An 18227-nucleotide genomic window follows, 5' to 3' on the forward strand; every position below is an offset into this window, starting at 1 on the left:
GTGGGCGAATCCGAAATCAGAGAAACCTGACAAACAAAACAACAACCACACCCACACACGGGGAAGTGCAAGATGCGGCCAAAAAAACAACAACAAAAAAACAAAACCACCAAACACACTATTGAGTTCTCAAACAACACCTGTCAACAGGCAACCCTGCCACTATACTCCGCGGCACAGGTGCGGTCAACTCACTACCGCTCCGCGTAGGACCGGCGAGAGTCGTTATGTCCCAACTATTCTACGCGCTCGATCTCCGCCCCGAGACTGACCAGATTTTCCACGAACAGCGGATAGCCGCGGTCGATGTGAAAGACATCGTGCACCTCGGTATCACCGTCGGCGACCAGGCCGGCCAGCACCAGACCGGCGCCGGCCCGGATGTCCGATGACCACACGGGTGCACTCGAGAGCTGCGGGAGGCCTCGCACGACGGCATGGTGCCCGTCGGTGCGAGCGTCGGCGCCGAGGCGGATCATCTCCTCGACAAACCGGAAGCGTGCCTCGAACACGTTCTCGGTAATCATTGATGTGCCATCGGCGATCGATGCCAGGCCAATCGCCATCGGCTGCAGATCGGTCGGGAACCCCGGGAACGGCAACGTTGCGACATTCACGGCCTTCGGGCGCTCGTACTGCGTCACCCGGAAACTGTCGTCAGTCTGGGTAACGGTGGCGCCCGCGTCGTGCAGTTTGTGCAGGACAACCTGAAGATGCGCCGGATCGACCCCGGTGACCGTAATGTCACCGCGGGTCATCGCTGCGGCGATCCCCCAGGTGGCGGCCACGATCCGGTCGCCGATGACGCGATGCTCGGTCGGGTACAGCCGCGGTACGCCGGTGATCGTCATCGTCGGCGAACCGGCGCCTTCGACCTGCGCACCCATCTGGTTCAACATCGTGCACAGATCCACCACGTCGGGTTCGCGCGCCGCGTTGTGAATTGTGGTGACGCCCTCGGCCAACACCGCAGCCATCAAGATGTTCTCGGTGGCTCCTACTGACGGGAACTCCAACTGAATTTCCGCGCCTCGCAAGGTATCTGCATAAGCAACGACACAGCCGTGCTCGATATTGCAGACAGCTCCCAACTGCCGCAGTCCGGCTTGGTGCATATCCAGCGGCCGTGACCCGATGGCATCACCACCCGGCAGTGCCACTTTGGCCCGCTTGCACCTCCCGACGAGCGGACCGAGTACGCAAACCGAGGCTCGGAACTGACGGACTGCGGCGAAGTCGGCGTCGTATTTCGGCTCGTCCGGGGAGGTGATCCGCACGGTTGCCCCGGCCAATTCGACAGTGGCGCCCAGGCCCCTGAGCACCTCCGCCATCAGCGGGACATCGAGGATGTCGGGGCAGTTGGTGATCGTGCTGGTGCCTTCGGCAAGAAGAGCTGCCGCCATCAACTTGAGAACGCTGTTTTTTGCGCCACCAACAGCGACTTCGCCCGACAACCGACTGCCACCGGTCACCACGAAACGCTCGGCCACCCGGGTTAGTTTAGTGAAGCGGTATCGCCCTGTCAGTCGGCACGGCGGTTCCGAGCGGTACGGTTTCGTCATGGCAGTACACCTGACCCGCATCTATACCCGGACCGGCGACGACGGAACCACGGGGTTGAGCGATTTCTCGCGGGTCTCAAAGAACGACCCACGGTTGGTGGCGTATGCCGACTGCGACGAGGCCAATGCGGCGATCGGCGCTGCGCTCGCGCTGGGAAACCCCGAGGAACAGCTGACGGACGTTTTGCGGCATGTCCAGAACGACCTGTTCGATGCCGGCGCGGATCTCTCGACTCCAATTGTGGAGAACCCGAAGTATCCTCCGCTGCGGATCACGCAGTCATACATCGATCGACTCGAGACGTGGTGTGACGAGTTCAACGAAGGCCTGCCGTCACTCAACTCCTTTGTGCTTCCGGGTGGTTCGCCACTTTCGGCACTTCTGCACGTCGCCCGCACGGCGGCACGCCGCGCCGAGCGTTCAGCGTGGGCCGCGATCGAAATGCACCCATCGGATGTCAGTCCGCTGCCAGCCAAGTATCTGAATCGGTTGTCCGACTTGCTGTTTATCTTGTGTCGGGTGGCCAACCCGGAGGGCGACGTGCTCTGGCAACCGGGCGGCGAACAACCCGGGCGGCGCGAGGAGTGAGTCGCAGATCAGGTGCTGCGGCGGCGCGCACGCGGCGACGGACGTGATTCCAACCACGACTGGAAAGCGGTCAATGCGCCTCGGTCCAACGCGATTTCATAGCCTGCCCTACCGTCCTGCGTCGTGTCGCGCAGTTGTAACACAATAATCTCTTCAGTCATGATGTCGAACTCGTCACCGCGTGGCGAACGCCGCGAAATGATCTCCACACCACGCCTGTTGACCTGACGATCCGGCCACAAGCGAACACTGGACAATCGATAGAAGGCGGCATCCCCACCCCGGTAGCGAATCACGCCGTGGCGCCAACCATGGCCCCCGACTGCAGGGACGTCGCGCATGATCGCCGCCGTCCCGCCCTGGCGTAGCTTCCACAACCGATAACTCAACGCGGCGACGGCAATTCCCAACACGACGACGAGCGCGACCATGGCAATCATGAGCGCGCTCATCGCCGCTGCTCGCTAGTCGAGCGCGCCGACAGCGCGCAGTCTAGCCCGCCCCCTGGCGGCGATGCGGGGATCGTCTGACTCCGAATCCTCTTTCGCCGCAGCCTCGTCGATCTCGGATTCGAATTCAGCGGATTCGGCAAGGATGCTGACTGCCTCTTCGGTCACGGAAAGAAAACCGCCATCGACCGCGATGCGCAGGTCTTTCTCGCCCTCACGTTCGACGCGAACCATCGCGTCATCGACCAACTGCGCCACCAGCGGGATATGCCTTGGCAGGATGCCGATCTCGCCAACGGTGGTGCGGGTGAAGATGAACGTCGCCTGACCTGACCAGATCTTCCGGTCGACGGCAACGATCTCCACGTTCATCTCGGCCATCTCACACTCGCCTTTCCCCGCTGAACCTTGACCGCTGGCAAGGATGCATCACAGCTTGGCGCCGAAACTTTCAGCCTTCTTGGCCAGGTCGTCGAGGCCGCCGATCAGGAAGAAGGCCTGCTCGGGTACATGGTCAAACTCGCCCTTTGCGAGCTTGTCGAACGCCTCGATGGTTTCCTTCACCGGCACGGTAGAGCCGGGCTGGCCGGTGAACTGTTCGGCCGCCATCATGTTCTGCGAGAGGAACCGCTCGATGCGTCGTGCCCGGTTGACCTGTTGCTTGTCTTCCTCGGACAACTCGTCGATACCCAGAATCGCGATGATGTCTTGAAGGTCTTTGTAGCGCTGCAGGATCCGAATCACTTCCTGCGCCACCCGGTAGTGCTCGTCGCCGACCACCGCGGGGTCCAGGATAGTCGAGCTGGACGCCAACGGGTCCACTGCCGGGAAGATGCCCTTGGAGAACACCGATCGCGACAGCTCGGTGGTCGCGTCCAGGTGCGCAAACGTCGTTGCCGGCGCCGGGTCAGTGTAGTCGTCGGCGGGCACATACACGGCCTGCATCGAGGTGATCGAGCGGCCTCGTGTCGAGGTGATCCGCTCCTGCAGCTCACCCATCTCGTCGGCCAATGTGGGCTGGTACCCGACCGCCGAGGGCATCCGGCCGAGCAGGGTGGACACCTCGGAACCGGCCTGGGTGAACCGGAAGATGTTGTCAATGAACAACAGCACGTCCTGGCCCTGCTCGTCGCGGAAGTACTCGGCCATCGTCAAGGCCGACAGCGCCACCCGCATACGGGTGCCGGGCGGCTCGTCCATCTGACCGAACACCAGCGCGGTGTCCTTAAGCACGTCGGCTTCGCCAAGCTCGACCCACAGGTCGTTGCCCTCACGGGTGCGCTCGCCCACACCGGCGAACACCGAAGTACCACCGAAGTTTCGGGCGATACGGTTGATCATCTCTTGAATCAGAACCGTTTTGCCCACACCGGCACCACCGAACAGCGCAATCTTGCCACCGCGCACGTAGGGCGTGAGCAAGTCGACGACCTTCAGGCCGGTCTCCAGCATCTCGGTCCGCGGTTCCAGCTCGTCGAATGCCGGCGGCTTGCGGTGAATGGGCCAGTGCTCGAAGTCTTCTCCGTAACCTTCCTTATCCAGGCAGTAGCCCAGCGCGTTGAACACATGGCCCTTGACGCCGTCGCCGACCGGCACCGAGATCGAGTCCCCGGTGTCGATCACCTCCACGCCACGCACCAGCCCGTCGGTCGGCTGCAGCGAGATGGTGCGGACCAAGTTGTCGCCGAGGTGCTGAGCCACCTCGAACGTCAACGTCTTCGCGAGTGACTTAAACGTGACGTCAGCGTGCAGAGCGTTGAACAGCTCCGGCACGGAGCCACGCGGAAACTCGACGTCGACAACCGGTCCGGTAACCCGCACCACGCGTCCGTTGGTGTCGGCGCCCTTGGAGTCCTTCGACTTCTCAGCCGTTTGGGTGGTAGCAGCCATATCCTCTTCGCTTCCTAATTGGGCTTATCTAGCAGCCTCGGCGAGCGCGTTTGCGCCACCAACGATTTCGCTGATTTCCTGGGTGATCTGGGCCTGCCGTTCACGGTTGGCCTCTAGCGTGAGCGCCTTGATGAGATCGTCGGCGTTGTCGCTCGCCGACTTCATCGCCCGTTGGCGCGATGCCAGCTCTGATGCGGCCGACTCGAGCAGCGCCGCATACACACGAGTGGTCAGGTACCGCGGCAGAAGCGACCCGAACAATGTCGTCGCATCCGGCTCGAATGAGTACAACGTATGCGGTCCCCGGTCTTCTTCGATGTACTCCACAACCATCGGGGCGATGCGGTGGGCCTCAGCCGACTGCGACATCATCGACTTGAACTCGGTGTAGACGATGTGCAATTCGTCGACGCCGGCATCGGCGTCCTGCTCACCGTCGCCCTGAGCACCGGCCATGAAGGCGCCCACCAGTGTCTCAGCCACCGCTGTAGCATCCTCGTAGCTGGGTCGCTCCGAAAAGCCTGTCCACGAGTCGCTGATCTCCCAGTTTCGGAATGTGTAGTAGCCCAGTGCTTTACGGCCGACGGTGTAGAGCACCGGGGTCTTGCCATCCGCTCGCAGCAGCGAGAAAAGCTCCTCAGCTCGGCGCAAGACGCTGGAGTTGTACGCGCCGCAAAGGCCACGGTCAGAGGAGACCACCAGCACGCCCGCACGTTTCGGTTCGGGGCGCTCGACCAGCAATGGGTGGTCCAACGCCGCTTCCTCGGCCAGCGTGGTGAGCATGCTGGTGATCTCGAGCGCGTAGGGCCGCGCCGCGTTCAGCCGGGCCTGCGCCTTGCCGATACGCGACGTCGCGATCATTTCCTGTGCCTTGGTGATCTTCTTGATCGAACCGGCGGAGCGGATTCGACCCCGCAATTCGCGAAGTGTGGCAGCCATTCCCGATTACTTCTTCTGCTCCGGCGGTGGTGGTGGTGGCTTGTGAACCTGCACCGCTTCTTTCGCCACCTTCTGCTCGTCGAGGGCTTCCACGTGCTCGTCGGGCACCACCGAGCCGCCGCCGGTCGCCGCGAAACCCTTCTTGAAGTCGTTGACCGCTTTGGTCAACTTGTCTTCCATCTCGTCAGTGAGTTTCTGGGATTCCCGGATCTCGGCCAGGATGCCGTCGCCGGAAGCGCGAAGATGATCGAGGAATTCGGTCTCGAATCGCCGCACATCTTCGACCGGAACCGAGTCCAGATGGCCACCGGTACCGAGGAAGATCGCAACCACCTGCTCCTCAACCGGCACCGGTTGGTTTTGCGGTTGCTTGAGCAGCTCCACGAGTCGAGCGCCCCGCTCCAACTGTGCTTTCGACGTGGCATCCAAGTCGGAGGCAAAGGCCGCGAACGACTCCAGTTCGCGGTACTGCGACAGATCCAGCCGCAGCGACCCGGCCACTTCCTTCATAGCCTTGATCTGCGCCGCACCACCCACTCGGGATACCGAGACACCAACGTTGATCGCGGGCCGGACGCCCTGGTTGAACAGATCGGACTCCAGGAAGCACTGGCCGTCGGTGATCGAGATGACGTTGGTCGGGATGTAGGCCGAGATGTCGTTGGCCTTGGTCTCGATGATGGGCAGACCGGTCAATGAGCCGCCACCGAGATCGTCGGAAAGCTTGGCGCAGCGTTCCAGCAGGCGCGAATGCAAATAGAAGACGTCGCCCGGGTAGGCCTCGCGGCCCGGCGGGCGGCGCAGCAGCAGCGAGATCGCGCGGTAGGCCTCGGCCTGCTTACTCAGGTCGTCGAACACGATCAGCACATGCTTGCCCTGATACATCCAGTGCTGAGCGATAGCCGAACCGGTATATGGCGCAAGCCATTTGAAGCCAGCGGAGTCAGATGCGGGCGCGGCGACGATCGTCGTGTAGTCCATAGCGCCGCCCTCTTCCAGCGTGTGGTGGACGGCGGCGATCGTGGTGCCCTTTTGCCCGATAGCTACGTAGACACACCGCACCTGCTTTTTCTCATCACCGGATTCCCAGTTCTGTCGCTGGTTGAGGATGGTGTCCACGCAGACGGTGGTCTTGCCGGTCTTACGGTCGCCGATGATCAGCTGCCGCTGGCCGCGGCCTATCGGCGTCATCGCGTCGATGGCCTTAATACCAGTCTGCAGCGGCTCTTTGACGCCCTGACGTTGCACCACCGACGGAGCCTGAACCTCTAACGCCCTGCGCTCGGCGGCTTCGATCTCGCCGCGGCCATCGATCGGGTGGCCTAGCGGGTCGATGACGCGGCCTAGGAACCCATCGCCCACTGGTACCGAAAGGACCTCGCCGGTGCGCTTGACCTGCTGGCCCTCTTCGATCTTCTCGAAGTCACCCAGGATCACCGCGCCAATGCTGTGCTCGTCGAGGTTCAGCGCCACTCCCAGAACTCCACCGGCGAATTCCAGAAGCTCCTGGGTCATCACCGACGGCAGGCCCTCGACGTGCGCAATACCGTCACCGGCGTCGACGACAGTACCGACCTCCTCCCGGGCGGTGTCCGAGGTAAAGGAGCTTACGTACTCTTCGATCGCGCCCTGAATGTCGTCAGCGGAGATTGTCAACTCTGCCATGGCTTTTCGTTCTTCCTGCTTGTTTGATGGACTACGTGGTGTTTCAGTCTGGCAACTGGGTCTGGGCTGCGGCGAGACGAGACGAAAGCGTACCGTCGATGACCTCGTCGCCGACCGTAATTGCGAGCCCGCCGAGCAGCTCGGGGTCGATTTGAATCTGCACCGTCACCGGATGGCCGTAGACCCGGCTCAGCACCCGGGTCAGGCGCTCTTGCTGGGCGTCGCTGAGTTCAGCGGCGGCGTTGACTTGTGCGACAACTTCACCGCGGCGAGCCACCGCCACTTCAGCCAGCGCAAGGGCCGCCGCCTCAGCCGGCTGCCCCCGCAACAACTCGACTGTCTTGGACAGCAAGTCAGCCGCGATCGGATTGATGTCGATGCTTGCGCTCTCGAGCACGTTGCGCAGCAACCGAACTCTGCCTTCGGCCGGCACTTCGTAGTCACCCAGCAAAATGGCGAGGCGCGGCTGCACGTCGAGAATGCGGGAGAACCGGAAGAGTTGCTCTTCCACCTCGTCGACCGCCCCGGCTCGCTCGGCGCGAACCAACAAGGCCTGCCGCGACACCAGCTCGATCGCGTCGATCAGATCGGAGTTGGCCGACCAGCGTTCGGAGACAGCGCTTTTGAGGACGTCAAGCGCGGGCTGCCCGACTTTGTCGGACACCAGCCGTTCGATCAGCCGGACTCGGGGCGCGGCGTCCTCTGCTGGCAGGGTGAGGTACCGGGTTACGACGCTCTCGTGATTCAACATCGCGGCGACCGATGTCAGATCGTCGGCGAGAGTGGACAGTCCCCCGTCGTCGAGGCCTTCGGCTATCGCATCGAACCGCTTCGTCAGGCTGGTCAACGCCGCACGGCTGGCCGAACGCATCTTCTCCGCGATGGGGTATTGGACGTCTGCCTCGGAGGGCGCCATCGCGTCGAGGTCATCGAGAAAGCGGTCGACCGTCGCAGACTGCTGGGACGGGTCGGCGACATAGTCACGCACCAATTCGCCTGCACGCCGCACAGATTCGGCACCGAGATCCTGGCGCAGCTGGCGAACCAGCTGCGCACGCAGCAACTCGACCTGCTTGGCGCCCTGCACTTTGATCCGCTCGACCTCGCTATCGGCCTGGGCACGCATCTGTTCGGCGATGCGTTCGGCGTCTGACTGCGCCTCTTCGGTGACCCGCTGTGCCTCGGCCTTGGCGTCGTCTACCGCCTTGCTGTGCGCCCGACTCGCTTCCGCAAGCCGATCGACGGCAGCCGCGGCGTCATCCAACTGCTGACGCACGGTGTTCTGCCGGTCGGCCATCAGCTTCCGCACGGGCGGAACGACATAGCGCCAAACCAGCAACACGATGACGGCGAATCCGACCAACTGCCCTATGAATGTCGACATTTCGCTACCGACCCGACCCAGTAGCCGTGACCGAGGTGGTGATTTTGACGCCGAGGATGCGGCTGGCCAACGTCGTGGATATGCTCTCCACGCGAGAACGCAGATCCGCCGCTACGGCGTCCCCTTCCCGCTTGAGTTGCTCGGCGACGTCCTGCAGCGTCGAGGAAACCTGTACATCGGCGCCCGCGCGCTTTTCCTCGAGGTGCTTGCGCCCCTCGGCTCGCGCGTCATCGCGGGCCGCCGATGCCTTGACCCGAGCTTCGGACATCGCCTTCTCGTAGTCTTCCTGGGCGGCGGCGAACTGCTCGGCCGATTTCTTGTTGTCCGCCAACGTCTTGGTGACCATGTTCTCGCGCTCTTTCAACACCTTCGTGATCGGCGGTACTACCCAGGTGCCGATCACGCCGAGCACGATCAAAAAGATGATCAGCACAACGAAGAAGGTGCCGTTGGGAAGGAGGAAGTTGTTACCGCCTCCCTCAGCCTGGCTGGTGGCAGCCAGGACGACAGCACTCATGTCACCCATCTCGACTAATTACTTGACCGGGGTGGCGAAGACGAACAACGCCATAAAGGCCAGGTTGATGAAGTAGGCGGCCTCGACCAGACCCACGGTGATGAAGAACGGAACGAACAGCCGGCCCTGCGCCTCGGGCTGCCGGGCGATGCCGGCGATCAGCGAGTTACCGGCGATACCGTCACCGACACCGGCGCCGATCGCACCGCCAGCCATGATCAGTCCACCGCCGATGAGGGCGCCGGCCGCGATTGTGGGGTTCATTGCTTATCCTCCTTGATATTTGGTAAGGGTCTGTCAGGTGTGTGGTGATGTGGAAGCCGGGGTTTGTGGCCGTCCTAATGCTGTTCCCCTTCCAGCTCCATCGATTGACTGAAGTACAAGACGGTCAGCAGCGCGAAGATGAACGCCTGGATCGCGCCGACGAATAGGTCGAATGCCTTCCAGATCGCGTTCGGGGCCCACATGATGTACGGCGGGAAAAGCGCGATCAGCGCGACCAGGATGCCGCCGGCGAAGATGTTGCCGAAAAGTCGGAGCGACAACGAGATTGGCTTGGCGAGTTCTTCAACCACGTTGATTGGCGAAAAGATCACCCCGACGGCTTTCGGCAGGGTGTTCCACACGTGCCCCTTGAGAATCTTGGCGGGGTACCCGACGGGGCCGCTGCGCCAGATGCCGGCCAGGTGGTAGCAGAGGAACACAAACAGCGCCAATGCCAACACATAGTTGATGTCCGACGCCGGCGGCGCAAACAACTCTTTCGGAGCCCCGCCCGCCGGGTCCGTGTACTGCACCGGCAGCACCGACAGCCAGTTCGAGATCAGGATGTAGACGAAGAGCGTGACGGCCAGTGGCAACACAAAGGGCGCGATTTTCATCCCGATCGCGGATTCGATCTGGTTGCGCATCTGAATGGTGATCGCCTCGAAGAACAACTGCACGCCGCCCGGCACGCCGGTGGAGGTGACCTTGGACCGCAAGAAGAATGCCAGTCCGATGACGATGACGGCCGCGATCGCCGAGGACGCCACGGTGTCGACGTTGACGGTCAGGCCGAGCCACTGCGCGGTCTCGTGATGACCGACCTCGATGGCACCCTCAGCCAGGAGCATCTCACTCATCGCTGTTGCCATTCCCTTCCATTTCCTTCGCCGCGTCGCCGTCCCAGCCACCGTCGGCGGCCCCGGTGCGCAGCTTCTTCCAGACCGGTAGCGCGGTCGATACCACCAGCAGTACCTGGAACAGCGCAAGACCAAATACCACACCCAGGCCGGCGGGGCGGAAAACATATGCGACGGCCAGTCCGATCACAGTGATGATCAGCAGGCGGCTCGCCGAGTTCATCGCCATCCTCTTTTTCAGCGGATGCGCATCCGCGGTGATCGCCGCTACCGACCGCTGCACACCGATTGCGTTGAGCAAACCCAAGAGCAGCCCCATGCCGAAGAACACGCCCACCATCGGGTGACGGAGCGCACCAGCGGCGGCGACCGCGACGACGGTTAAAACAAGCGAGATGGCGAGGAGACGAATTGGCCGGAAAGCAACCGAGGGAAACACCAACGGCGCGTCCTTCGCTGGCGTTGTCACTGCTGCACCTCAGTCCTCGCTAGGGGGGAGTTGCGTGGTTGAACGTTGCGTGGCCCGTTGAGCGTATCGGAGGGCAATCATCGCACTCGCATCACCCAAGGGACAGCTCCCCTTTGTCGGTCGTACATCCGACCAAACGGACCTAAATCCGATGGCCGGTGGCCGGCAACCCGCGAGGTTTATTCGGGTTCTACCAGCACCGTACCACATCGCGAACGACCCTACTACTCCTCGTCGTAGACATCGTCGCGGCGGCGGAGCAGCGGGATCAACGTGGCTATAACGGCGATCGCAATCGCGCCCAGCATCACCGTGGCGGTATCGCGTGGATTGAAGAAAATTGTGCTGGCGGTGCCGAAAGCGACTATGCCCACCCACAAATAGATCAGCAGCACGACCCGGCGATGCGAATGACCGATCTGCAGCAAGCGATGATGCAGGTGCATCTTGTCGGGACTGAACGCGCTACGCCCGGCCCGGGTGCGCCGCACGATCGCCAGCAGTAGGTCGAGCATCGGCACGAACATGACCGCCACAACCAACAGGAACGGCGACAGCAGAGCAAACATGTCGCGGGCGCCGTAAGCATTCTGCGAAATCGGTCCTGCAGCCGTCGTCGACGCGGCGGCCAACATCAAGCCGATCAGCATCGAACCGGAATCCCCCATGAAGATCTTGGCCGGGTGAAAGTTGTGCGGCAAAAAGCCGAGGCAGGCTCCGGCCAGCACCACCGAAATGACCGCCGGCGGGTAGAACAGCACGTCGCCCCCGTGGTCGCGAAGCAGGCCGACCGAGAACATGCAGATGGCCAGTGCGGTGATGAGGCCGAGCCCGGCGGCCAGTCCGTCGAGACCGTCGACGAAGTTCATCGCGTTGACGATCGACACGGTCAGGGCCAACGTAAGCAGGATCGAAGAAGCTTGGTCCAGCACGATGGTGCCGACACCGCCCAGCGGGATGTAGAGGACGCTCCACGCGACGCCCATAGTGACCAGCACACTGGCCGCGGTGATCTGACCGGCAAACTTTGTCAGTGCGTCCAGGCCCCACCGATCGTCGATCAGGCCGATGCCCATGATCACCGCGCCTGCCACGACCACCGCCGGCATGCCCGAGGAGTAGACGAAACCGCGTGTAAGAGCGGGCAGCTGAGATGCGAGGAAGACCGCAGCAATGACACCGAGAAACATCGCCAGACCGCCCATCCGCGGCGTCGGCCTTACGTGCACATCACGTTCGCGTGGATAGGCCACTGCGCCGACCCGGGTCGCCAGCAGCCGTATTGGTCCCGTCGCAAAGTAGGTGATGATCGCGGCCGTGAGCCCGACGAGCGCCAATTCGCGCAATGGGACACCAGCTCCGCGGTCAGACAGTGCGAGCAGACCGCCGGCGAGGTCATGGGTATCCCTAACCACCCCGAGACCGTACTGCACCATCCTGAGACTGCAGATAATTGGCTAGGGCGATCAGCCGGTCAAACTCGCGACGTCCAAGCCGAGTACCGCGGCGATGTTCTCGGCGCCGACCGGCCCCGATCGAAGAATGCGGGGTTCCGGCCCGGTCAGGTCCAAGATCGTCGAGGCGGCCTGCTGTGCGGAAGGGCCGGCGTCGAGATAGACGTCGACGAGGTCGCCCAGCTGGTTGCGCGCCTCCTCGGCGTTGCGGGCCGGCGGACGGCCGGAGACGTTGGCGCTGGATACCGCCATCGGGCCGACCTCACGCAGCAATTCAATGGCCACCGGGTGTAGCGGCATCCGCAGCATCACCGTGCCGCGGGCATCGCCGAGGTCCCACTGTAGGGACGGCGCTTGCCGGACCACCAAGCTCAGCGCGCCCGGCCAGAATGCGCGGATCAGGTCACGCATTGCCTGCGACACCATGAGGGCGAGACCGTCGATGGTGTGCCAAGAGCCGACCAGCACCGGCACGGGCATGTCGCGCCCACGGCCCTTGGCCGATAGCAGTGCGGCCACCGCCGAGCTGTCGAAGGCGTCGGCGCCGATTCCGTAAACGGTGTCCGTCGGAAGAACCACCAGCTGACCATTTTTGACGGCCCCGGCTGCCGACACGATTCCGCGGGAACGTTGTTCGGGGTCGGCGCAGTCGAATACATCAGTCATACGCCGTCGTTCCTTCTGCGCGCCGTCACGAATCTCGGCCGTCCGGTCAGATCTGTTCGGGCGACGACGTCTTCGAAAAGCCCTGTGCTGCTAACCAGTTCGGAGGTCAGCGACGACGTGGTGTCGTCGTGCTCGACGGCGAAGAAGCCGCCCGGCCGCAACCAACGGCCGGCGAGCCCGACAACGCCGTTGATCACTCTCATCCCGTCCGGGCCCCCGAACACCGCATGCGGTGGATCATGTTGAAAGACTTCAGGTTCGACCCCAACAGCATCAGGCACGTAGGGCGGATTGGCCACCATGAGATCGACCTGTCCGTCGAGCGCGGTAAGCAGGTCAGGGTCGGTGGCGTCAGCGCACAATAGCTCGACCGTGGTGCCTGCCGAGTTTCTGCGCGCATAGTCAAGGGCCGCATCGGAGTCATCGATGCCGAGCACCCGCGCTGCCGGCCAGTGTTGCGCCAGCGCGAGCGCCAGCGCACCCGAACCGGTGCACACGTCGACGATGACCGGAGCCCCCGGAAGACATTGCGCGGTCGCCCATTCCAACATGGCTTCGGTTTCCGGACGCGGAATGAAAACACCGGGCCCGACCAAGAGCGTGAGCGGCCCGAACGCGGCTGTGCCGGTGATGTGCTGCAGCGGTACTCGTCGTGATCGCGCCGCGATCGCGGCGTGGTAGCGATCGAAGAAGGCGTCGTCAGGTGAATCGATCAGCGGCAATCGTCCACGATCGGTGCCCGTCAGGTGCGCGGCCAACTCCTCGGCGTCGTAGCGCGCGGAGTTGATCCCGGCGTCGGCGAGCAGCGTCGTGGCTGAGTCGATCGCGCACCGCAGTCGAGTCGTCATGCCTGCTGCAGCCGTGATTGTCTGTCGGCGACGCTCAAAGCGTCGAATAGCGCGTCCAGGTCGCCGTCGAGAACCTGGTCAAGGTTGTGTGCCTTATAGCCGATGCGGTGATCGGTGACCCGGTTCTCCGGGAAGTTGTAGGTGCGGATGCGTTCGCTGCGGTCCACGGTGCGGATCTGGCTGGCGCGATCGGCCGACGCGTCGGCCAGCGCCTGCTCTTCGGCCATGGCCTGTAAACGAGCGGCAAGCACCTGCAAGGCTCGGGTCTTGTTCTGCAGCTGCGATCGTTCGTTCTGGCAGGTGACGACAATCCCGGTGGGCAGGTGGGTAATTCGCACCGCCGAGTCGGTGGTGTTGACGCCCTGGCCGCCCTTGCCCGACGACCGGTAGACATCGATGCGCAGGTCGGACTCGTCGATCTGCACCTCACCGACTTCTTCGGGCTCCGGGTAGACCAGCACGCCGGCCGCCGAAGTATGCACGCGGCCTTGGGATTCGGTGACGGGCACGCGTTGTACCCGATGTACTCCGCCCTCGAACTTCATCCGGGACCACACACCCTCGGCCGTATCGCCCTTGCTGGCGATCGCGAGCGTCGCGTCCTTGTAACCACCCAAGTCCGAGGTGGTTTCGTCCAATACCGTCACCGTCCAGCCGTGTCGCTCGGCATAGCGGATGTACATCCTGGCCAGGTCCGAGGCGAAGAGGGCCGATTCTTCGCCCCCCTCACCGGATTTGACCTCGAGCACGATGTCGTCGGCATCGTGGGGGTCGCGCGGCGCCAGCATGTCGGTGAGTTGAGTGTCCAGCTCGGCAGCGCGTGATTCCAGTTCGGCGACTTCATCGACGAACGATGCATCGTCGGCGGCCAGCTCACGTGCGGCCTCCAGATCTCCCCGCACCGACTCCAGCTTGCGGTGGGTGGCGACGATCGGCGCGAGTTGCGCGAACCGGCGGCCGACTTTGCGCGCATTGGCTGCATTGCTGTGCAGTTCGGGATCGGCCAGCTGACGCTCTAGCTCGGCGTGTTCGGCCAGCAGCGCATCAATCGCCTGCACGCCCTGCGTCATGCGCTCCTCCTTCCAAAACAAGCCGACAAACCAAGCCGACATTCCACTGCCGAGTTATCCGAACGCAAAACGACGCCCGGCCTGCGCGGTTACCGCAACAGTTCGGGCGTCGCTGCAACTACTTGTCGGCTTTTTGGGCCTCTCCAGCGTCTTTCTCGGCGCCGGCGTTGCGCTTGCCGTAGCGCTTCTCGAAGCGAGCTACCCGGCCGCCGCTGTCGAGAATCTTCTGCTTGCCGGTGTAGAACGGGTGGCACTGCGAGCACACCTCGACCACGATGTGGCCACTTTGCTTGGTGCTGCGGGTCGTGAAGGTGTTGCCGCACCCGCAGAGCACCGTGGTCTCGCCGTAGGCGGGATGAATATCAGATTTCATGATGTCCTCTTCGATCGTCGGTCGCCGGGTCGCCCTGAAGAGCTCGTAATCGGACGTGAACCGGAACCTGAACTTCGGCTGTCGATTATGCCAGGTCAGCCACTCTCCCCCTAAACGCGCGCAGGCAGCTGCGCATTCCTCGCGTTAACCAGGCCTGACCGGGTAATTGGCCCGCGCCGTGGCGGTCCGGTCAACCACGACATAGGTGTTGTCGCGCCCGATCCGGGTCCACAGCAGGCCACTCTCCGGAGTAGCGCCCCGGGCGCTCAGTTCACGCTTGAGGATTTTGTTGGTGGCGGTGGACGGCAGGCCGTCGGTGATCCAGACATGGCGCGGCCACGCTTTGGGCGATAGGTCGGACTGGCCGGCCAGGAACTCGCCAAGCTCCGCGGGCGTCAGAGCCGCGTCGTCTACCAGCACCAATGCCGCCATCACCTGATCTCCCACCTGCTCATCGGGTACCGCGTACACGGCTACCTGGCTGACAGCCGGCAACCGTTGCAGGATGCGCTCGATGGGCGCCGTCGTCATGTTTTCGCCGTCGACCCGCAACCAATCTCCGCTGCGCCCGGCGAAGTAGATCCAGCCGTCCGCATCGCGGTAGGCCAGGTCGCCCGACCAGAACATGCCATGGCGGAGTCGCGCGTCGGTGGCGTCCTGGTCGTTGTAGTAGCCGGCGAACAGGCCCGCGCCGGACGTGTTGACCAGTTCGCCGATCGCTTCGTCTGCGTTGATCAGCGCGCCGTCATCGTCGAATCGGGCCACGGCGCATTCGGTGAGCGTGTCCGGGTTGTAAATGCTCACCCCGGGAAAGCCCTGGCCCAGCGAGCCCGGCGGGCAGCCGTCTTCGCGGGTAATGATGATCGCTCCTTCGGTGGAGCCGAAGCCGTCCCACACCGTGCAATCGAAACGCCGGCTGAACTCGGCGATGTCGCGGTCGCTTGCCTCGTTGCCAAACGCGACCCGCAGCGGGTTGTCCCGATCGTCGGGCAGCTCGGGGGTTGCCAGCACATAGGCCAACGGCTTGCCGACGTAGTTCATATAGGTCGCGCCGTAACGGCGTAGGTCGGCCAGCAAACCGGATGCTGAGAACGTCGCAGGCGCCATCGCCGCCCCGGAGCCCACCGCCACGCTCCAACCGGCCAACAGCGCGTTGGAGTGAAACAGCGGCATCGACAAGTAGCAGACGCCCGAGGGATCGACCTCGAACCGCTCGATCAGATTGGCGCCGGCGAAAATCACGGTCAGGTGGGTGACCCGGACCGCCTTCGGCTCGCCGCTGGTGCCTGAGGTGAAGATCATCATGAAAGTGTCGGTCGGGCTGACTTCGCGATGCGGCACCAGCGGCCCGGCCGCTGCCAGCAAACCAGACCACTCGTCAGACGAGATGTCGAAAACGCGGACTCCGGACAGATCCAGCCCGTCGAGCAGTGCGCGGTGCGCAGGGTCGGTGAGGAGTATCTGGCAGTCGGCGTGCAGGATGTCGCTGGCCAGCGCCGCGCCGCGACGGGTGTCGTTGATGCCGCACAACACGTATCCGCCGAGCGCTGCGGCCGCCATCGCGGTCAGCATCTCGGGGGTGTTGCCCAGCAGGGCGCCCACGTGCAGGGGCCGTTTCGGGTCAGCGATACCAATCAATGCGGCGGCCGCAGCCGAGGCGTCCGCCAGATGCTCGCGCCAACTCCACACCCGATCGCCGTATTTCACCGCCGGAGTGGAGTCGCCAACGCGGGTACGAAGCAGTTGCTGAATAGTGTCCGCCACGGCTCACCACTTTCCCGTCGGTCCCGACAGGCTGGCACGTTACCGGCGCGGCTTCAGCCGCCTAAGGGGCAGGGCGATGTTCGTCGACTGCGGTGATCTGCTAATCGGCTAGTCGTTGTCCATGCCCGGTGTCGTCTTGGACACCTGAACCAGGAATTCGTAGTTGGTCTTGGTCTTACGCAGCTGCGACATCAGCAGGTCGATAGCCTGGTGGGAATCCAGTCCCGACAGCACCCGACGCAGCTTGTGCACGATCGCGAATTCGTCTGGCGAGAGCAGCAACTCGTCCTTACGGGTGCCCGAGGGGTTCACGTCGACGGCGGGGAATACCCGACGCTCGGATATCTTGCGGTCCAGCTTGAGCTCGGCGTTACCGGTACCTTTGAATTCCTCGAAAATCACTGTGTCACCGGTGGATCCGGTCTCGACCATCGCCGTGGCGATGATGGTCAGCGAGCCACCCTCTTCAATGTTGCGGGCTGCCCCGAGGAAGCGCTTCGGCGGGTAAAGCGCGGTGGAATCGACACCACCAGACAGGATGCGGCCCGACGCCGGCGACGCGTTGTTGTAGGCGCGTCCCAGCCGGGTGATCGAGTCGAGCAGCACGACGACGTCTTTGCCCTGTTCGACAAGCCGCTTCGCGCGCTCGATCGCCAGCTCGGCCACCGAGGTGTGGTCCGACGGCGGCCGGTCGAACGTCGAGGCGATGACCTCGCCCTTGACCGACCGTTGCATATCGGTGACCTCTTCAGGCCGCTCGTCGACGAGCACCACCATCAGGTGGCATTCCGGGTTGTTCTTGGTGATCGCGTTGGCGATGTCCTGCAAGATGGTCGTCTTACCGGCCTTGGGCGGAGACACGATCAGCGCGCGCTGACCCTTACCGATCGGCATGATCAGGTCGATGACACGGGTGGTCAGCCGCTCGCTGGTGGTTTCCAGGCGCAGCCGCTGGTTGGGGTACAGCGGTGTCAACTTGGAGAAGTCAGGACGCTTCTTGGCGTCTTCGACCGGTCCCCCGTTGACGGTGTCCAAGCGCACCAACGGGTTGAACTTTTGCCGCTGGTTGGGCTGCTCGCCTTCCTTGGGCACCCGCACCGCGCCGGTCACCGCGTCGCCGCGGCGTAAGCCGTTCTTACGCACCATGTTCATCGAGACGTAGACGTCGTGCGGGCCGGCGAGATAACCGGAAGTGCGCACGAACGCGTAATTATCGAGAACGTCGAGGATGCCGGCGACCGGCTGGACGACGTCGTCTTCGCGCAGTTCGGTATCACCGCCGTCCCCCGGCCGCTCACCACGACGCCTCCGTTCCCGGAATCGGCGCCCTCGGCGGCCGCCGCGCCCGTCACCGTCGTCGTCTTGCTGGTTCGAGCCACCGCGGTTCTGTTGTCCGCCCGAGCCCTGTTGATCGCCGCCCTTGTCGGATTCCCCGTCGGACTCGCGCTCCTCGGACTTGGTAGT

Annotated in this window: 19 protein-coding genes; 1 reads left to right on the forward strand and 18 read right to left on the reverse strand. The window is 63.4% G+C overall.

Features of this window, described 5'->3' with window-relative positions; translation table 11 throughout:
• Positions 1 to 236: 236 nt before the first annotated feature.
• Positions 237 to 1490, reverse strand: coding sequence for a UDP-N-acetylglucosamine 1-carboxyvinyltransferase (gene murA / locus VEI45_RS22960; protein ID WP_324856825.1), 1254 nt, complete (start codon positions 1488 to 1490; stop codon positions 237 to 239).
• 70 nt (positions 1491 to 1560) lie between these two features.
• Between murA and VEI45_RS22965 the strand changes: the two genes are divergently transcribed.
• A complete protein-coding gene (locus VEI45_RS22965) occupies positions 1561 to 2151 on the forward strand; it encodes a cob(I)yrinic acid a,c-diamide adenosyltransferase (protein ID WP_324856826.1) in 591 nt (196 codons plus the stop codon).
• A gap of 8 nt (positions 2152 to 2159) precedes the next feature.
• Here VEI45_RS22965 and VEI45_RS22970 read toward each other — a convergent pair whose 3' ends face one another.
• From VEI45_RS22970 to rho, 17 genes are all read right to left on the reverse strand, one after another.
• Positions 2160 to 2603 (reverse strand): DUF2550 domain-containing protein, encoded by a 444-nt coding sequence (locus VEI45_RS22970; protein ID WP_324856827.1) that lies wholly within the window; start codon positions 2601 to 2603, stop codon positions 2160 to 2162.
• 12 nt (positions 2604 to 2615) lie between these two features.
• A complete protein-coding gene (locus VEI45_RS22975) occupies positions 2616 to 2981 on the reverse strand; it encodes a F0F1 ATP synthase subunit epsilon (protein ID WP_324856828.1) in 366 nt (121 codons plus the stop codon).
• Between the two features lie 48 nt (positions 2982 to 3029).
• Entirely contained in the window at positions 3030 to 4490 is a 1461-nt protein-coding gene (gene atpD, locus VEI45_RS22980) for a F0F1 ATP synthase subunit beta (protein ID WP_324856829.1), read from the reverse strand.
• A 24-nt stretch (positions 4491 to 4514) separates the two neighbouring features.
• Positions 4515 to 5429 (reverse strand): F0F1 ATP synthase subunit gamma, encoded by a 915-nt coding sequence (locus VEI45_RS22985; RefSeq protein ID WP_324856830.1) that lies wholly within the window; start codon positions 5427 to 5429, stop codon positions 4515 to 4517.
• Positions 5430 to 5435: 6 nt separating this feature from the next.
• Positions 5436 to 7094, reverse strand: a complete 1659-nt coding sequence (atpA, locus tag VEI45_RS22990; RefSeq protein WP_324856831.1) for a F0F1 ATP synthase subunit alpha — start codon at positions 7092 to 7094, stop codon at positions 5436 to 5438.
• A gap of 43 nt (positions 7095 to 7137) precedes the next feature.
• Entirely contained in the window at positions 7138 to 8478 is a 1341-nt protein-coding gene (locus VEI45_RS22995) for a F0F1 ATP synthase subunit B/delta (protein ID WP_324856832.1), read from the reverse strand.
• A gap of 4 nt (positions 8479 to 8482) precedes the next feature.
• On the reverse strand, positions 8483 to 9004 hold the full coding sequence (locus tag VEI45_RS23000; RefSeq protein ID WP_324856833.1) for a F0F1 ATP synthase subunit B: 522 nt from the start codon (positions 9002 to 9004) through the stop codon (positions 8483 to 8485).
• Between the two features lie 9 nt (positions 9005 to 9013).
• On the reverse strand, positions 9014 to 9259 hold the full coding sequence (locus VEI45_RS23005) for a F0F1 ATP synthase subunit C (RefSeq protein WP_324856834.1): 246 nt from the start codon (positions 9257 to 9259) through the stop codon (positions 9014 to 9016).
• A 74-nt stretch (positions 9260 to 9333) separates the two neighbouring features.
• Complete coding sequence (gene atpB / locus VEI45_RS23010) at positions 9334 to 10119, reverse strand: F0F1 ATP synthase subunit A (protein WP_324856835.1); 786 nt, start codon at positions 10117 to 10119, stop codon at positions 9334 to 9336.
• Complete coding sequence (locus tag VEI45_RS23015) at positions 10112 to 10588, reverse strand: ATP synthase subunit I (RefSeq protein WP_324856836.1); 477 nt, start codon at positions 10586 to 10588, stop codon at positions 10112 to 10114. Before VEI45_RS23015 ends, atpB begins: the two co-directional genes overlap by 8 nt.
• 224 nt (positions 10589 to 10812) lie before the next feature.
• Positions 10813 to 12021, reverse strand: a complete 1209-nt coding sequence (locus VEI45_RS23020) for a glycosyltransferase family 4 protein (protein WP_414687569.1) — start codon at positions 12019 to 12021, stop codon at positions 10813 to 10815.
• A gap of 33 nt (positions 12022 to 12054) precedes the next feature.
• A complete protein-coding gene (locus VEI45_RS23025; RefSeq protein WP_324856838.1) occupies positions 12055 to 12708 on the reverse strand; it encodes an L-threonylcarbamoyladenylate synthase in 654 nt (217 codons plus the stop codon).
• Entirely contained in the window at positions 12705 to 13556 is an 852-nt protein-coding gene (gene prmC / locus VEI45_RS23030) for a peptide chain release factor N(5)-glutamine methyltransferase (protein WP_324856839.1), read from the reverse strand. Before prmC ends, VEI45_RS23025 begins: the two co-directional genes overlap by 4 nt.
• Positions 13553 to 14626: a peptide chain release factor 1 gene (gene prfA, locus VEI45_RS23035; protein WP_324856840.1), complete on the reverse strand. Its 1074-nt coding sequence runs from the start codon at positions 14624 to 14626 to the stop codon at positions 13553 to 13555. Before prfA ends, prmC begins: the two co-directional genes overlap by 4 nt.
• A 118-nt stretch (positions 14627 to 14744) precedes the next feature.
• Positions 14745 to 14999: a 50S ribosomal protein L31 gene (gene rpmE, locus VEI45_RS23040; protein ID WP_324856841.1), complete on the reverse strand. Its 255-nt coding sequence runs from the start codon at positions 14997 to 14999 to the stop codon at positions 14745 to 14747.
• A gap of 144 nt (positions 15000 to 15143) precedes the next feature.
• Positions 15144 to 16763: a fatty-acid--CoA ligase FadD1 gene (gene fadD1 / locus VEI45_RS23045; protein ID WP_324856842.1), complete on the reverse strand. Its 1620-nt coding sequence runs from the start codon at positions 16761 to 16763 to the stop codon at positions 15144 to 15146.
• A gap of 108 nt (positions 16764 to 16871) precedes the next feature.
• Positions 16872 to 18227: transcription termination factor Rho (rho, locus tag VEI45_RS23050; RefSeq protein ID WP_324856843.1), on the reverse strand; the 1356-nt coding region annotated here is incomplete at its 5' end.

Source organism: Mycobacterium sp., assembly GCF_035623875.1.
In the GTDB taxonomy this organism is placed as follows: Bacteria; Actinomycetota; Actinomycetes; order Mycobacteriales; family Mycobacteriaceae; genus Mycobacterium.

What these genes read in the sequence shown, in the direction of transcription:
- VEI45_RS22965 (WP_324856826.1), top strand. Translation starts at nt 1,561, where the DNA reads ATGGCAGTACACCTGACCCGCATCTATACCCGGACCGGCGACGACGGA.
- VEI45_RS22970 (WP_324856827.1), bottom strand. Translation starts at nt 2,603, where the DNA reads ATGAGCGCGCTCATGATTGCCATGGTCGCGCTCGTCGTCGTGTTGGGA.
- VEI45_RS22975 (WP_324856828.1), bottom strand. Translation starts at nt 2,981, where the DNA reads ATGGCCGAGATGAACGTGGAGATCGTTGCCGTCGACCGGAAGATCTGG.
- atpD (WP_324856829.1), bottom strand. Translation starts at nt 4,490, where the DNA reads ATGGCTGCTACCACCCAAACGGCTGAGAAGTCGAAGGACTCCAAGGGC.
- VEI45_RS22985 (WP_324856830.1), bottom strand. Translation starts at nt 5,429, where the DNA reads ATGGCTGCCACACTTCGCGAATTGCGGGGTCGAATCCGCTCCGCCGGT.
- atpA (WP_324856831.1), bottom strand. Translation starts at nt 7,094, where the DNA reads ATGGCAGAGTTGACAATCTCCGCTGACGACATTCAGGGCGCGATCGAA.
- VEI45_RS22995 (WP_324856832.1), bottom strand. Translation starts at nt 8,478, where the DNA reads ATGTCGACATTCATAGGGCAGTTGGTCGGATTCGCCGTCATCGTGTTG.
- VEI45_RS23000 (WP_324856833.1), bottom strand. Translation starts at nt 9,004, where the DNA reads ATGGGTGACATGAGTGCTGTCGTCCTGGCTGCCACCAGCCAGGCTGAG.
- VEI45_RS23005 (WP_324856834.1), bottom strand. Translation starts at nt 9,259, where the DNA reads ATGAACCCCACAATCGCGGCCGGCGCCCTCATCGGCGGTGGACTGATC.
- atpB (WP_324856835.1), bottom strand. Translation starts at nt 10,119, where the DNA reads ATGAGTGAGATGCTCCTGGCTGAGGGTGCCATCGAGGTCGGTCATCAC.
- VEI45_RS23025 (WP_324856838.1), bottom strand. Translation starts at nt 12,708, where the DNA reads ATGACTGATGTATTCGACTGCGCCGACCCCGAACAACGTTCCCGCGGA.
- prmC (WP_324856839.1), bottom strand. Translation starts at nt 13,556, where the DNA reads ATGACGACTCGACTGCGGTGCGCGATCGACTCAGCCACGACGCTGCTC.
- prfA (WP_324856840.1), bottom strand. Translation starts at nt 14,626, where the DNA reads ATGACGCAGGGCGTGCAGGCGATTGATGCGCTGCTGGCCGAACACGCC.
- rpmE (WP_324856841.1), bottom strand. Translation starts at nt 14,999, where the DNA reads ATGAAATCTGATATTCATCCCGCCTACGGCGAGACCACGGTGCTCTGC.